This is a genomic window from Enterococcus sp. AZ088 (assembly GCF_051714845.1).
Taxonomy (GTDB): Bacteria; Bacillota; Bacilli; order Lactobacillales; family Enterococcaceae; genus Enterococcus; species Enterococcus faecalis.
In genome coordinates this window covers 2,566,826-2,582,117 of the sequence record NZ_JBIOSQ010000001.1, presented here as the reverse complement: position 1 = coordinate 2,582,117, position 15,292 = coordinate 2,566,826, and the positions used below count along the sequence as shown (strand labels likewise).

The window sequence follows — 15,292 nt, the reverse complement described above, 5'->3', positions numbered from 1 at the left end:
GGTGAAAGATGAAGGTGAAAAAAATGGAGCCGTTGAATTTAGATGCACAAAGTAATAAAGAATTAGAAAAATTGTTACATTTAATTGGACAAGATGAAGTCATTCAGCGCTACCAAGCGATTGAAGAAAAGGTAAAGAAAAACAAAAAGCTGACAGAATTAGTGGAAGAAATTAAGGCTGCGCAAAAAGATGCGGTTCAATTTGCTCACTATGGCAAACCAACTGCTGAAAAAGAAGCCATTCAACGAGCTGATGCGAAAACAAAAGAGTTTGATGAGCACCCACTCGTTGTAGCCTACCGCGAACAACTGATCGAAGCCAATGACTTAGTCCAACATGTCACGGCGCTCATTCAATACCGCGTGAACGAAGAGCTAGAGAAGGAAGGGAATTAAATGCCACAAAAGACAAAAAATACACCCATGATGGAACAATATTTATCCATTAAGGCCCAATACAAGGATGCGTTTTTATTTTATCGCTTAGGTGATTTTTATGAATTATTTTATGAAGATGCTATCAATGCAGCGCAAATCTTAGAATTGACGTTAACCAGTCGTAACCGCAATGCGGATGATCCGATTCCTATGTGTGGCGTTCCTTATCATGCCGCGCAAGGCTACATTGATACGTTGATTGAGCAAGGCTATAAAGTAGCGATTTGTGAGCAAGTGGAAGATCCAAAGACTACCAAGGGCATGGTCAAACGAGAAGTGGTGCAGTTGGTAACGCCAGGAACGGTGATGAATAGTAAAGGCTTGGAAGCCAAAGACAATAATTACTTAACCGCTGTGCTAACTGATGGTAATCAGTTCGGTTTTGCCTATGTAGATTTGAGTACAGGCGAATTAAAAACAGCAGTCTTGGCTGATGAAGAGGGCGTTTTGAACGAAGCTTCTGCGTTGCAAACAAAAGAAATGGTCCTAGGTTCAGGGATTCCTGAATCGTTAAAAGAGAACTTAAGTTTACGTTTAAACATCATCTTTTCGACACAAGAAACGGTGGAAGAAAATGCCGAGTTTAGTTTTTTAACCAATGAACTGATTAATCCATTAGAAATTGAAATTACAGGCAAATTATTATCTTATTTATCCGTTACCCAAAAGCGGAGCTTGTCCCATATTCAGAAAGCTGTGGAATATCAGCCAGATCATTTCTTGAAAATGGATCATTATTCTAAATTCAATTTAGAATTGAGTCAGTCGATTCGAACAGGACAGAAAAAAGGGACTCTATTGTGGCTATTAGATGAAACGAAAACAGCTATGGGTGGCCGTTTGTTGAAACAATGGTTGGATCGTCCACTGATTCAAGAACGTCAAATTAAGACGCGTCAAGAAATGGTGCAATCCTTATTAAATGCCTATTTTGAACGCTTGGATTTGCAAGCAGCATTGACGAACGTTTATGATTTAGAGCGGTTAGCAGGACGCGTGGCATTCGGCAGTGTGAATGGGCGTGATTTAATTCAATTACGGACCTCTTTAGAACAAGTACCAACGATTCGACAGTTAATTGTCGGGATCAATCAAGGGGAATGGGATGATTTGTTAGTCGACTTAAACCCTGTTGAAGATTTAGTGGCATTGATTGCGACGGCGATTAATGAAGAAGCCCCTTTACAAATTACTGAAGGAAATGTTATTAAAGACGGCTATAACGACCAATTAGATGAATACCGTGATGCCATGCGCAATGGTAAGCAATGGTTAGCGGAGTTAGAAGCGAAAGAACGCCAAGAAACAGGGATTAAAAACTTGAAGATTGGCTACAATCGTGTCTTTGGTTATTTCATTGAAATCACTAAGTCAAATTTAGCGAATTTAGAAGAAGGAAAATACGAGCGGAAGCAAACATTAGCTAATGCGGAGCGCTTTATTACGCCCGAACTAAAAGAACTAGAGCGTTTAATCTTAGAAGCCGAAGAAAAATCAGTTGAACTAGAATATCAATTGTTCTTGGCCGTGAGAGAACAAGTGAAAACGAATATTGATCGATTGCAAACACTGGCTAAAACCATTAGTGCGGTTGATGTTTTACAATCTTTTGCAACAATTAGTGAACGGTATCAATACGTTCGACCAACGTTAAGAAGTAACACGAAAAATTTGGCGATTGTCGAAGGACGACACCCAGTCGTGGAAAAAGTTTTAGGGCACCAAGAATACATTCCAAACAGTATCCGCATGAACCCAGAAACAGATATTCTCTTGATTACTGGACCAAACATGTCAGGGAAAAGTACCTACATGCGTCAATTGGCTTTGACGGTGGTCATGGCGCAAATTGGCTGTTTTGTACCAGCGGAAAGTGCTGAAATGCCAATTTTCGATCAAATTTTTACACGGATTGGGGCCTCTGATGATCTAATTGCAGGGCAAAGTACCTTTATGGTAGAAATGATGGAAGCCAACCAAGCACTGCGGCACGCCACGCCTAATAGCCTAATTTTATTTGATGAATTAGGACGCGGCACGGCAACCTATGATGGAATGGCGCTAGCGCAAGCCATCATTGAATATATCCATCGTGAAGTTCAAGCTAAAACGCTATTCTCTACACATTATCATGAACTAACTGTTCTAGATGAAACCTTAAAAGGCTTGAAGAATATTCACGTGGGCGCTGTCGAAAAAGATGGCGAAGTGGTCTTTCTTCATAAAATGATGGAAGGACCTGCTGATAAGAGCTATGGGATACATGTTGCTAAAATCGCTGGTTTACCAAGCTCGCTTTTAGAACGAGCAGCCACCATTTTATCCGCTTTAGAAGCGGAAGAAACAACGATTCCAAGTTCAGTTCATCATGAAGAAGTTTCAGAAGTCCATGAAGAAACCGAGCAACTTTCATTATTTAAAGAAGTTTCAACAGAAGAATTAAGTGTCATTGACACATTGAAGAAAATGAATCTATTAGAAATGACACCACTAGATGCGTTAAACATGCTTCATCAATTGCAAAAACGTATCTAATTAGGAACCGAACCGGTTAGGAGGTCGTGAAATGGGGAAAATTCAAGAACTATCCGAACAACTAGCCAACCAGATTGCTGCTGGTGAAGTTGTTGAACGTCCCGCTTCTGTCGTCAAAGAATTAGTGGAAAATGCATTGGATGCAGGAAGCACCCAAATTGATATTTTTATTGAAGAAGCTGGCTTGAAAACCATTCAAATTATTGATAATGGTGAAGGAATTGCCAAAGAAGATGTACTGAATGCCTTCAAGCGCCATGCCACAAGCAAAATTCATACAAGAGATGATTTGTTCCGAATTCGCAGCTTGGGGTTCCGAGGCGAAGCCTTACCAAGTATTGCCTCAGTTTCTGAAATGATTGTCGAAACTGCCACAGCTGAGGAAGAAGAAGGCAGCTATGTGATTCTAAAAGGGGGCAAGGTCGAAGAAAACCGACCAGCAGCCCTCCGTAAAGGCACAAAAATGACCGTTTCTAATTTATTTTATAATACGCCCGCTCGTTTGAAATACGTCAAAACGATCCAAACGGAATTGGCCAATATCGGTGACATTGTCAATCGTCTGGCGTTAAGCCACCCTAAAGTCGCTTTTCGCTTGGTTCATGACGGCCACAAAATGATGAGTACAACAGGCAATGGTGATTTAAAACAAACGATTGCCGGGATTTATGGCATTAGTACCGCAAAGAAAATGTTGAAAATTGAAGGAAAAGACCTTGATTTTACTTTGACAGGGTATGTTTCATTGCCAGAAGTCACACGGGCCAGCCGTAACTATTTATCAACGATTATCAATGGTCGTTATATTAAAAATTTCGCGTTAAATAAAGCAATTGTAGCCGGCTATGGTTCGAAACTAATGGTGGGGCGTTTTCCAATTGCTGTGTTAGAAATTGAAATGGATCCGCTGTTAGTCGATGTCAATGTCCATCCTACTAAGCAAGAAGTTCGTTTAAGTAAAGAAAAAGATTTAATGGCATTAATTGAACAGGCGATTCAAGAAGTGTTGAGCCAAGAACAGTTGATTCCCAATGCGGCAGACAATTTGCGTTTTAAAAAGAAACTACCGCCAGAACCTAAAGCCGAACAAATGGAAATTCCTCTATCGACTGAACAACCTGCGGTAAAACAACGACCGGGCAGCTTAAGCTATAATCCTGCAACGGGTCGCTTCTATGCGGAACATGCGACAGACGAAACACCAGTCTCAAGCGCCCCTGAAACTGTCAACCAGACAGAAAGAGCAGTGGATCCAATGGACGACCCATTTGCGCCGCCAGTGCCAGAATCAACGAGTGTAGCGGAAGAAACGTCAGCTTACGAAACCTCTTCGGCAGCTGCTGATTCCGCAAATCATTGGGAAACAGCTAGTAATGAGCAACAGGTAATAGCCGAAGAAACGAAAATAACTGAAGTGCCTGATTCAGAACCTTCTCTGCGTTCATCAGAGGCTGCTGACGAGGTTTTCCAAGAAGAAATGAAACTTCACCCGGAATTCGATGCCAATAGCGCTGCGAGCCAAAGAGAACTGAAACAAGCCCTGAACAAGTTGGAAGAAGAACGACCGACAGAACGTTTTCCTGAGCTAGAATACTTCGGTCAAATGCACGGAACTTATTTATTCGCACAAAGCAAAGATGGCCTGTTTATTATCGACCAACACGCTGCCCAAGAACGAATTAAATACGAGTACTTCCGTGAAAAAATTGGCGAAGTCAGTGATGATTTACAAGAACTATTGGTACCAATCGTTATTGATTATCCAAATAGCGATGCCTTGAAAATTAAAGAGCAGAAAGAAACCCTTGCGGAAGTCGGCATCCATTTGGAAGACTTTGGACAAAATAGTTTCATTGTGCGGGCGCACCCAACTTGGTATCCTGCAGGCGAAGAGGAAAGCATTGTTCGCGAGATGATTGACATGTTGCTAACAACTGGCTCGGTCAGCGTGAAAAAATTCCGTGAAGCAACTGCCATTATGATGAGCTGTAAGCGATCCATCAAAGCCAATCATTACCTCAACGAGCAACAAGCACGCGTGCTATTAAAAGATTTAGCCTTGTGCGAAAATCCGTTTAATTGTCCGCATGGACGTCCGGTGCTGATTCATTTTACGAATTCAGATATGGAACGAATGTTTAAACGCATTCAAGACCCCCATTAAAAAGAAACGAGGCGTCATCAATTTATGCAAATTATTTTAGCATCCCAATCTCCTCGCCGTCAGGAGTTATTAAAGCGTGTGGTCCCAACTTTTACGATTGCACCAGCCGATATCGATGAAACTGTTGGTAAAGACGGCTTACCAGCAGAATATGTGGCGCAAATGGCTGCCCAAAAAGCAGCGGCTATAGCAGAGCAATCCCCCGAAGCACTAGTCATTGGCTGCGATACAATTGTGGCATTGGCGGGAGAAATCCTCGGTAAACCGACTTCTCGGGAAGACGGTTATCGCATGTTGCGCCTGTTAAGTGGCAAAACACATGACGTGTATACAAGTGTGACGTTGAAACAAGGGGAAAAAGAGCGCTCCGCGACAGTTCATTCAACCGTGACGTTTTATCCACTGACAGACACGGAAATCCATGCTTACTTAGATACCGCAGAATATGCCGACAAAGCAGGCGCTTATGGTATCCAAGGACAAGGAGCATTACTAATTGAAGCAATCGCCGGCGATTATTACGCCATTATGGGTTTACCAATTGCCAAAGTAGCCCGACTACTAAAAGAATTCAACTAATAAAAGACAGTCCTTTTCATTCGTCAAAAAGAGAAAGGACTGTCTTTTACTATGCAAACTATTAGGTGCCTGTTTGGCAAACGTGGTATCATTGAACCCAATAAATTGAACAGAAGAAAAGGAGTGGACAGAATGACAAAACCAACAGAAGAAGAATTAAAACAAACCTTGACGGATCTTCAATATGCCGTCACACAAGAAAACGCAACAGAACGCCCTTTTTCAGGAGAATATGATGACTTTTACCAAGACGGAATCTATGTAGACATTGTTAGTGGCGAGCCGTTGTTTAGCTCCCTGGACAAATACGATGCTGGTTGCGGCTGGCCATCCTTTACCAAACCAATTGAAAAACGTGGCGTCAAAGAAAAAGCTGATTTTAGTCACGGCATGAACCGAGTAGAAGTTCGCAGTCAAGAAGCGGATTCACATTTAGGGCATGTTTTCACTGATGGCCCACTCCAAGAAGGCGGCTTACGTTATTGCATTAATGCGGCAGCTTTGAGATTTGTGCCAGTGGCAGATTTAGAAAAAGAAGGCTATGGCGAGTACCTTTCTTTATTCAAATAATCCTCATTTTTTAGACAAATACGATAAAATAGTTAGAAGAAAGCGACTTTTGATGAATATCTTGTATGAAATACAGAAAATCTCTTGATTTATTTGGCTAGGACTACTATTATTTTAGAAGGAAAGTATTGTTCAGTTTTAACGAATTGGCTGAAATAGAAAGTGGAGGTTCTAATGTCGAAACATTATTTTGATCCAAGATTGAAAATCTTTTCTTTGAACTCTAATCGTCCCTTAGCAGAAAAAATTGCGGATGCTGTGGGTGTGGAGCTAGGAAAGTGCTCTGTAACACAATTTAGTGATGGCGAAATTCAAGTGAATATTGAAGAAAGTATTCGTGGTGCACATGTTTACGTCATTCAATCAACAAGTAGCCCTGTTAACGATAACTTAATGGAACTATTAATCATGATTGATGCGTTAAAACGTGCGAGTGCTAAAACAATTAACGTGGTTATGCCTTATTATGGGTATGCACGTCAAGACCGTAAAGCACGTGCCCGGGAACCAATCACTGCTAAACTTGTTGCAAACATGATTGAAAAAGCTGGCGCAACAAGAATGTTGACATTGGACTTACATGCGGTCCAAATTCAAGGATTCTTTGATATTCCAGTGGATCATTTGATGGGTGCACCATTAATTGCCGATTACTTCATCGAACACGGCATTCAAGGCGATGACGTCGTTGTCGTTTCCCCTGACCATGGTGGTGTAACGCGTGCGCGTAAATTGGCAGAATTCTTAAAAGCACCAATTGCGATCATTGACAAACGTCGTCCAAAAGCGAACGTAGCAGAAGTAATGAATATCATTGGTCATGTGGAAGGCAAAACATGTGTCTTAATTGATGACATGATTGACACAGCGGGGACAATTTCTCTTGCTGCAAACGCATTGAAAGAAGCCGGAGCAAAAGACGTTTACGCTTCTTGTACACATCCCGTTTTATCAGGACCAGCCTTACAACGTATTGAAGATTCAGCAATTGAACGCTTAGTTGTAACAGACTCTATTTACCTATCTGATGATCGTAAAATTGCAAAAATTGACGAAGTCAGCGTTGGTGAATTAATCGGAGATGCGATTAAACGTATCCACGAAAACAAACCAGTTAGTCCGTTATTTGAAACAAAAAATAAATAATTACAAAAACCCGCCCACATCATTTTTCTGATGTGGGCGGGTTTTTCTCTAAATCATTTTATCTAAAAAAATATTGTAACCTGAATATTTATTAGGTATTCATGATATACGATAAGTGTAGAGAAGTTAATGCGGAGGCAAGCGTAAAGGAACATGCGCTTTGCGACGATCATCGCAACAAAGTGAGAAGCGTAGGAGCAGAGACTTTCCTCTTTCGGTGAGGTGGTGCGTATGAGCGTACTTCCAAAATTTACGGAAAGGAGAGGCCTTTTGTCAGCGTATGAAACAATTCAGACGATCCTAGGGTTTGGTATGTTTACCATTGCTTTGATCGCGCTGATTGTGAAATTGCTTAAAAATGACAAGAAAAAATAACCGTCTACTTTGACCAGTACGGTTATTTTTAAATAATACAATTGGTCACCGTCTTAAACGGCTCTACATCAGAGAGGTATGTTGACCCATATCTCTCTTTTCGTTTTCATTATAGCACATTTATCTAAAAAAATATATTGCGACCTGAATATTTATTAGGTATTCATGATATACTATAAGTGTAGAGAAGTTAACACGGTGGCTATCTAATCTGAAAGTGAGGTGGTGCGTATGAGCGTACTTCCAAAATTTACAGAAAGGAGAGGCCTTTTGTCAGCATATGAAACAATTCAGACGATCCTAGGGTTTGGTATGTTTACCATTGCTTTGATTGCGCTGATTGTGAAATTGCTTAAAAATGACAATAAAAAATAACCGTCAACTTTGACCAAGCACGGTTATTTTTAAATAATTAACATGGTCACCGTCTTAAACGGCTCTACATCAGAGAGGTATGTTGAAGCATATCTCTCTTTTCATTTTCATTATAGCACATTTTCCCGAAAAGCACGAATAAATTTATCGTTAATCCGTGAAATCCTAAAAGCTGTTAAAAATGACAATAAAAAGGTCACCGTCTCAAACGGCTCTACACTAGAGAGGTACGTTGACGCATCTCTCTCTTTTCATCTACATTCTAGCATAGATACAATGTAGATGAAAAGAGGTGCCTGCTGCTAAAGGTTCTTGTCCTTCTTTAGCGATTGAGCAGTGCATCAACGCTTAGTTCAGTCATTTCAGAGACTTGCATGTCGGCTCCGATTAAGGGTTGGCTGGCCGACAAGCCGACGGCATAGATGCCTGCGGCTTTCAAGCCGTCAATGCCTGATTGTGCATCTTCAAAGCCAATGGCGTTTTGCGGTAGCACGCCAATACTGTCAGCGGCGGCTAAAAAGATTTCAGGATCAGGTTTGCCTTTGCTTAACGAGTCGGGATCGACAATTGTGGCGAAGTACGCGCGCACGCCTAATTTTTCCAAAATCAGGGGGGCGTTTTTTGAAGCCGAAGCCACGGCACAGGGAATGTGACGTGCTTGGGCTTGCTGTAGCAATGGCACGACACCAGGTAAAACATCTTCTGTCGTTAAATGTTCTAATAATTGAACGTAGTGGTCATTTTTTTGCTGAGCTAAGGCTTCTTTTTCTGCTGGAGTAAACGCATTTTCACGGTGGCCATGGGCTAAAATGCGGTCCAAGGAATCCATCCGACTAATGCCTTTTAATGTTTCGTTGAAGGTTTCGTCAATGGGGATACCTAGCGAATCGGCCAACGCTTTCCAAGCTTGATAATGAAATTTGGCGGTGTCTGTAATGACACCATCCAAATCAAAAATAAATCCAATCGTCATTGTGGTTCGCTCCTTTATTGATAATGTACTTCTTTTGGTCGTTCGGCGGTTAACGGAATCAACGCGCCCTGAACCAATAATTGTGTGTCTTTATCTGCTGTAATCGTGACACTGGTTTGTGTTAATGAAAATTGATACGTCACGCCTTGATGAATAAACTGGAAGGCCAGCGCTTGCCAATGTTCAGGTAAGTTTGGACAAATTGATAACTCGTTCTGGCGCGTGTCAACGCCTGCATACGTCGCTAAAGTAACGTGGATCGTCGCAGCCATGACCCCTGTATGAATCCCTTCAGCGGTCGTGCCACCTTGAATGTCACGATAATCGGAATACAACGCTTCTTGATAAAGTTGCCAAGATAGCTCATGGAATTGCGCCATTTCTGCCAATTGGGCATGAACAATTCGTGACAAAGTCGAACCATGAGACGTCCGTTTTAGATAATACAAAAGATTTTTTTCCAAATAATCCGCAGGCAATTGATACCCTAAATCTTCTAAAATTTGATCCACCCGAGTTTTGTCTAAGTTGTAGAACAACATTAACGTGTCGGCTTGTTTCGCCACTTTGTAATCATCGGGGGATTCCCCTTCGGCTTTTAAAATTCGATCCATGCGGTAAATATTGCCGTATTTCTCTTTCATCGCTGCCCAGTCAATCTCTTTTAAGCCGAAATACCCTTCATATTGCGCAATAATGCCGTCAGAATTAACTTCAATTTCCAGTGAATTTTGAATTTGCTGCATGCGGGCTAGATCAGCCGAAGTGGTCTGCGTTTTGGCAAAAAGTTGTGCCTGTTCTTCCTCAGAGAAAAGTGCCAAAATGTTGGTTAATTCTTCGAATAGCCAAACCACCATCAAATTCGTATAGGCGTTGTTTTTCAAGCCGCTTTCCGTTTGGTCTGGATAGCCCTCGTGAAACTCATCAGGTCCCATCACTTTATCAATAAAGAACCGTCCTGTTGCGTCATCTAACGTCGCAGCGCTGTTCCAAAATTGAGCGATTTCTAACAACATTTCGCCGCCATATTGTTTCATAAATTCATGATCCTGTGTACTATGCCAATACAACCAAGCATTGTAAGCAATCGCCAAGGACACATGCCGTTGCAGAATGCTATGATCCTCGCCCCAATGTCCATTCAACGGATTTAAGTGAAGTTTTTGCGTGGTTTCACGCCCGTCACGTCCTGATTGCCACGGATACATTGCGCCACGATACTGGCTAGCCGCCGCATTCTCCTTCGCCTTCTCTAATCGATGGTAGCGGTACAGCAACAATTGTTTCGCTGTGTCAGGATAATGTTGAATATAAAAAGGTAAAATAAAAATTTCATCCCAGAAAATATGTCCACGATACGCTTCACCATGCAAGCCTCGGGCGGTAATCGAGACGTCCAATGCTTGCGCTTGGTTACTAAAAGGCGAAGCCGAAGCCAGCAAGTGATAACTGTGAATCCGTAAAAGTTTTTGAGACATCAAATCGCCTGTCACGGTAATGTTGGCTTGTTGCCAAAGGGTTTGCCAAGCGCGGGCGCTTTCCTGAGCGGCGGCCGCAAAAGAGTCCTTCGGCGTAAACGGTACTTGCCAACTTTGTTCGGCGTGGCTGGCTTGCACATAGACTTGTTTTTCTAGCGTATAGCGCGTGCCTTGGTGCGCCATCACGGTCACCACTTGGGCGATTTTTTCCGCTTCTTCTTGAATCATAATGGCTTCTTTTTCAAAAAAATCACCGGTTATCAAGGCCGTTTCTCGGACGCTCAAGTTAGATTGATTGGTACAAACCTCAATCACGGTTTTGTTTTCCTGCGCGCTTAATGCTGTCACCTGAAAATGTTTCGCTGTTAAGTTACGATACCGCGCCACGTTGTAGTTGTAGACACTGCCATCCGTGACGGTTTTCAAAGTAATCGGGGCCGAAAAGTTTAACGGCTCAAACGTATATTGCAGATGATAGTCATTCGGCTGCGCCATATTGGCGATTTTTTTCGTCGTTAATTTAATTTGCTGATTGTGGGCATCTTTCAAAATCATTTCTGCGACAAACAACCCTGTTTTCAAGTTCAATTGACGATGTAATTGTTGTAGTGTGTCTGGAGAAATCGTTAACCAGTCAGTGGCATCGCCAATTTTTAAAGCGATGTGTTGGTTGTCAGGAGCATTGACGAAATCTTCATTTTCCACTACTTGACCCGCAACTTCCGAAGCCGCTGTATTATAAAGGCCCGCAATGTAGGTCGCTGGATAATGATCATCAGAAATCGTCATCTCAGGTGTCGTGCCGCGCAAGCCTAAAAAGCCATTGCCGACAGTTAACAGGGACTCCACCGCATATTCATTTTTCCCAGGCACGTAGCCATAATAGTCTAAATGCCAAGCCAAATACTGCCGTTTTTCTTCAAATGCTGCCAGCAGATTCGGTGCCGCCGCTTGTTCGGCTGCCGTTAAAAGTGGCGTGTTCAACTGTTCCGCGAATGCTTGAATCACCGCTTGCGGAACCAGCGCCAACGTTTCCTCTGGCGAAAAGAAGTCCGCTGGGAAATCAGCCACAATCCCCCCCAGAATCGGTGCCGCCTCTGCCAAAATCAATTGGCACAGTTCAGGAACCGTTTCTTCGATAGTCAAGGCTTCAAAAGGGAACGTTTTTTGGTGAAGCGGTTCCAATTTATGGTTAAAAAAAGTCGTCGTTAGTTGGTTCGTTGCGAATGTTAATTCTAAAATAGTCATGTTTGGCGCCTCCTTGTAAACTTGTATAGACATGTTGGGTTTGACTACAGTATAGTATGAACGAATCAGAATTACAAGGATTTTCCCCAGATTCTTGGGAAAACTTTTCTACAACGTGGCTGCAACCGACTACGCTGGGTCCTAAAAAAAGGCGGTCAAGCAGTGGTTTGGCTGGGGGAGTCAGTGGCGTAAGCAAGGCAGAAAGTGCGGGGGATTTTTCTGACCAGCTCTAGGTTTTTCGGAGGGAATATGCTATGCTTTTAGAAAAGAAATTGTTGGTAGAGGAGGATCGGCATGAACAAGTTTCATGACATATTTTTAGAATTAGAACAACAAATTGTCCAAGGCGACTATCAGCCAGGCGATTTATTACCTAGTGAAAATCAATTAGTGGAAACTTACAATGTTTCCCGTGAAACAATTCGGAAAGCCTTGAATTTACTGATTAACGCTGGCTACATTCAGAAAAAACAAGGCAAAGGCTCGATTGTGCTCAACTTTAAAAAGTTTAATTTCCCTATTTCAGGGGTGACCAGTTATAAGGAGTTACAACAAACGCAACATATTGAAAGTCATACTCATGTGGTTTCCTTAGAAGAAATTCCTGTAGAGCGCAACTTGGCTCAGTTGACTGGTTGGACCGAAGGGGCCCCTGTTTGGCGCTTAGTTCGGCAACGGGAGATTGAAGGGGAAGTCGATATTTTAGATATTGATTACTTGATTAAAGAGATTGTCCCTGAACTGCCGAAGCATCGTGCCGAAGATTCGATTTTCGATTATCTGGAAAACGACCTTGGCTTGGCGATTAGTTATGCCCAGAAAGAAATTACCGTGGAACCGCTCACAGAGATGGACAAGCAACTGATTGGTGAAGTGGAAGGCAATCATGTCGTCGTGGTCCGCAGTATCATGAACTTGGAAGATACCCGCTGTTTTGGCTATACGGAATCTCGTCACCGCTTAAACAAATTTAAGTTTGTGGAATTTGCGCGTCGCCGCAAGTTGTAAGTCTTGGCGATTAGCAAACGCAAAAACGGCTGTCATTAAATGAAATTTGAAGATTTTTTCGCCGAAATCGCGGATAAATTTATAAGAATTTAGGAGAAAACGTCAAAAGGTAAGAGTTGAACCCTTACTTTTTGACGTTTTCTTGCTGTTTATTAATCGATTTTGCCGCGAAAATCATTAAATAACACTTTCGAATGTCAAAAAGTGTTGAAATTTATGTTTAAAACCAAGAGATATCATTGATATTAAAAGAACTGTTGATTTTTTCTATGCGCGGTTAAATATTTAAAATCACAGACACAGGGGAATCTTGTATAATTAAGGCCATAGCTTCAGAAGTACATTCTGGAAATTCTTAAACAAAAGGAGACGTACATAGATGAAAAAGAAATTATTTGCAAGTTTACTCGTTGGCAGCGCAGTTGTTGGGGCTAGCTTGGCGCCTCTTTCGGCACAGGCTGTCACGACAGGAAATACACCAGTACAGGTAGAATTTGAAGGTGGAACATTGCAAGATCAGGGGGATGATACTGGCCCAATCGTAGATCCCGATCCGACGCAACCGAATACGAATTTTGACTTATTAGCCATTCCGAAAATTTTTGACTTTTCTCCCGTAAAAATTGGTGAGGATATAACCGCTATTAGACCCATTTCAACTGCGCCAAAATCGATCATGGTGGGTGATGTCCGTGGGACCAAAGAAGGCTGGCATGTCACTGGCGAAGTAGTGGGCATGAGTAATGGCACAGATACATTAGATGGACAGATTACCTTTGGAATGACACCATACTATGCCATATTCAACGAAAGTACGAGTTCTTACGGGGGCTTCAACACTCTGAACGGCATGAATATCGCTAATGATCCAACGGCCCCTAGCTTTAACGGTGCGAGCCTTAAGATTGGTGGCGGCGCCGCAGCTTTAATTAACGCTCCTCTAGGAAAGGGGCAAGGGACTTGGTCAGGTCGTCTAGATAACTTAACGTTAAATGTAACGACACCGATGCAAGAACTGAAAAAAGGCGCGTATACAGGAAATGTCACCTGGAATCTTGTCGCAGGACCAGCGATTTAAGCATGTAAACAATAGCGGACGGAAGAGCTGTTTAAATGGTCTTCCGTCCGTTCTTAAACAATCAATTAAAAAAAGAGAGGTATGTAAAATGAAAAAGAAATTACTCGCAAGTTTGTTGGTAAGTAGCGCAGTGGTTGGCGCTAGTTTGGCACCGCTGTCGGCACAGGCTGTGACGACAGGGAATACGCCAGTGCAGGTGGAGTTTGGTGGAGGATTATTACCAGACCAAGATAATAACAGTGGTGGGTCGACAGCACCTGAACCAGGAACACCCAACACGGATTTTGATATACTTGCTATTCCAAAGTATATAAATTTTGCTCCTTCAAAAATAGGGGAAGATCTTTCAGCTATTAAAACTAGCTTGGTCCGTAAACTTGTTCATGTCGGCGATGTACGTGGAACAAAGGAAGGTTGGCATCTAACTGCAGAAATCCCACAAATGATTAACGGAACCGACAAATTAGACGGAGAGCTTAACTTTAACTTGTCCGCTTATTATTCTGTATTTAGACTGGAAGAATCAGGAGGGCGCTACGTAATTTCAGCAAATCAAGATGGGACTAATATTCAAGATGACCTTAGCGCTCCAGATTTTATTGGAACAAATATAAAGTTGGGGAGTGGCGCTGTTACATTAGTTAATGCACCGACAGGCAAAGGGCAAGGAATGTGGGCTACTGACTTGGAAAATCTAACGTTAAACGTTACAACCCCAATGCAAGAGCTGAAAAAAGGCGCTTATACAGGTAACATCACCTGGAATCTCGTGGCAGGACCATCAATTTAAGTCAAAACAAAAAAGTCATCCCCTCAGGATGACTTTTTGCTTATTTCTCTGTGAAGGTGCTGTCTGTTTTGACAGTTTCAGCAGGCGGTGTTTGTGCCGCTAGCAAGTCGCGAATTTCTTTTAAGTAATCTTCGCTCGTTGGTACCACTTCTTCTTCTGCCGCTTCTTCTTTTTTGCCACGGTTTTTCATTTTGTTGGCCGCTTTGACAATCAAGAAGAGGACGAAGGCCGTAATTAAAAATGTAATAAGTGCACTAATCACGCTACCAATATTGAATTCAACGCCTTCGACTTTATAAACAAGGGCACCCAATGCATCGTCGGCACTCTTTTTCCCAGTCGTCAAGACAAAAATCAGACTAATTAACGGGGTAATCAAGCCTTCCACCACTTGTGTCACAATCGCTGTAAACGCACTACCAATGACAACACCGACGGCTAGGTCTAAGACACTTCCGCGCATGATAAACTCTTTAAATTCTTTAATCATTCTTTTTTCCCTCCTCACTTTAAAAACAGTATACCGAATCTTCTTG

14 protein-coding genes are annotated in these 15,292 nt (G+C 42.2%); 11 read left to right on the top strand and 3 right to left on the bottom strand.

The window, feature by feature from the left end:
- Positions 1 to 8: 8 nt before the first annotated feature.
- From IGL17_RS12420 to pepG1 (IGL17_RS12385), 8 genes are all read left to right on the top strand, one after another.
- A complete protein-coding gene (locus IGL17_RS12420) occupies positions 9 to 395 on the top strand; it encodes a RicAFT regulatory complex protein RicA family protein (protein WP_002359008.1) in 387 nt (128 codons plus the stop codon).
- Positions 396 to 2,972 carry a DNA mismatch repair protein MutS gene (mutS, locus tag IGL17_RS12415; protein ID WP_016617409.1) on the top strand — a complete coding sequence of 859 codons (2,577 nt, stop codon included), beginning with the start codon at positions 396 to 398 and terminating at the stop codon, positions 2,970 to 2,972. It abuts the gene before it with no gap.
- Positions 2,973 to 3,003: 31 nt separating this feature from the next.
- Complete coding sequence (gene mutL / locus IGL17_RS12410; RefSeq protein WP_010713705.1) at positions 3,004 to 5,136, top strand: DNA mismatch repair endonuclease MutL; 2,133 nt, start codon at positions 3,004 to 3,006, stop codon at positions 5,134 to 5,136.
- Between the two features lie 24 nt (positions 5,137 to 5,160).
- Positions 5,161 to 5,715 carry a Maf family protein gene (locus IGL17_RS12405; protein ID WP_002354869.1) on the top strand — a complete coding sequence of 185 codons (555 nt, stop codon included), beginning with the start codon at positions 5,161 to 5,163 and terminating at the stop codon, positions 5,713 to 5,715.
- Between the two features lie 132 nt (positions 5,716 to 5,847).
- The gene (gene msrB, locus IGL17_RS12400) at positions 5,848 to 6,285 is read left to right on the top strand and encodes a peptide-methionine (R)-S-oxide reductase MsrB (RefSeq protein WP_033624299.1); all 438 of its coding nucleotides are present in this window, start codon (positions 5,848 to 5,850) and stop codon (positions 6,283 to 6,285) included.
- Positions 6,286 to 6,459: 174 nt separating this feature from the next.
- Positions 6,460 to 7,431 carry a ribose-phosphate diphosphokinase gene (locus IGL17_RS12395; RefSeq protein WP_002381060.1) on the top strand — a complete coding sequence of 324 codons (972 nt, stop codon included), beginning with the start codon at positions 6,460 to 6,462 and terminating at the stop codon, positions 7,429 to 7,431.
- A 231-nt stretch (positions 7,432 to 7,662) separates the two neighbouring features.
- Positions 7,663 to 7,806 carry a type I toxin-antitoxin system toxin PepG1 gene (pepG1, locus tag IGL17_RS12390; RefSeq protein WP_002367458.1) on the top strand — a complete coding sequence of 48 codons (144 nt, stop codon included), beginning with the start codon at positions 7,663 to 7,665 and terminating at the stop codon, positions 7,804 to 7,806.
- Between the two features lie 231 nt (positions 7,807 to 8,037).
- On the top strand, positions 8,038 to 8,181 hold the full coding sequence (pepG1, locus tag IGL17_RS12385; protein WP_002392696.1) for a type I toxin-antitoxin system toxin PepG1: 144 nt from the start codon (positions 8,038 to 8,040) through the stop codon (positions 8,179 to 8,181).
- A gap of 322 nt (positions 8,182 to 8,503) precedes the next feature.
- Here the strand turns inward: pepG1 (IGL17_RS12385) and pgmB are convergent, their stop codons facing one another.
- Together pgmB and IGL17_RS12375 are read right to left on the bottom strand one after the other, a co-directional pair.
- Positions 8,504 to 9,154, bottom strand: coding sequence for a beta-phosphoglucomutase (gene pgmB / locus IGL17_RS12380; protein WP_002367457.1), 651 nt, complete (start codon positions 9,152 to 9,154; stop codon positions 8,504 to 8,506).
- Positions 9,155 to 9,168: 14 nt separating this feature from the next.
- On the bottom strand, positions 9,169 to 11,913 hold the full coding sequence (locus tag IGL17_RS12375) for a glycoside hydrolase family 65 protein (protein WP_016618610.1): 2,745 nt from the start codon (positions 11,911 to 11,913) through the stop codon (positions 9,169 to 9,171).
- Positions 11,914 to 12,174: 261 nt separating this feature from the next.
- Here IGL17_RS12375 and treR point away from each other — a divergent pair, with 261 nt between their 5' ends.
- From treR to IGL17_RS12360, 3 genes are all read left to right on the top strand, one after another.
- The gene (gene treR, locus IGL17_RS12370; protein ID WP_002354877.1) at positions 12,175 to 12,888 is read left to right on the top strand and encodes a trehalose operon repressor; all 714 of its coding nucleotides are present in this window, start codon (positions 12,175 to 12,177) and stop codon (positions 12,886 to 12,888) included.
- A gap of 379 nt (positions 12,889 to 13,267) precedes the next feature.
- The gene (locus tag IGL17_RS12365; RefSeq protein ID WP_010824023.1) at positions 13,268 to 13,966 is read left to right on the top strand and encodes a WxL domain-containing protein; all 699 of its coding nucleotides are present in this window, start codon (positions 13,268 to 13,270) and stop codon (positions 13,964 to 13,966) included.
- 88 nt (positions 13,967 to 14,054) lie between these two features.
- Complete coding sequence (locus tag IGL17_RS12360) at positions 14,055 to 14,756, top strand: WxL domain-containing protein (protein ID WP_016618608.1); 702 nt, start codon at positions 14,055 to 14,057, stop codon at positions 14,754 to 14,756.
- 40 nt (positions 14,757 to 14,796) lie between these two features.
- Here the strand turns inward: IGL17_RS12360 and mscL are convergent, their stop codons facing one another.
- Positions 14,797 to 15,246, bottom strand: coding sequence for a large conductance mechanosensitive channel protein MscL (mscL, locus tag IGL17_RS12355; protein WP_002354883.1), 450 nt, complete (start codon positions 15,244 to 15,246; stop codon positions 14,797 to 14,799).
- Between the last annotated feature and the right edge of the window lie 46 nt (positions 15,247 to 15,292).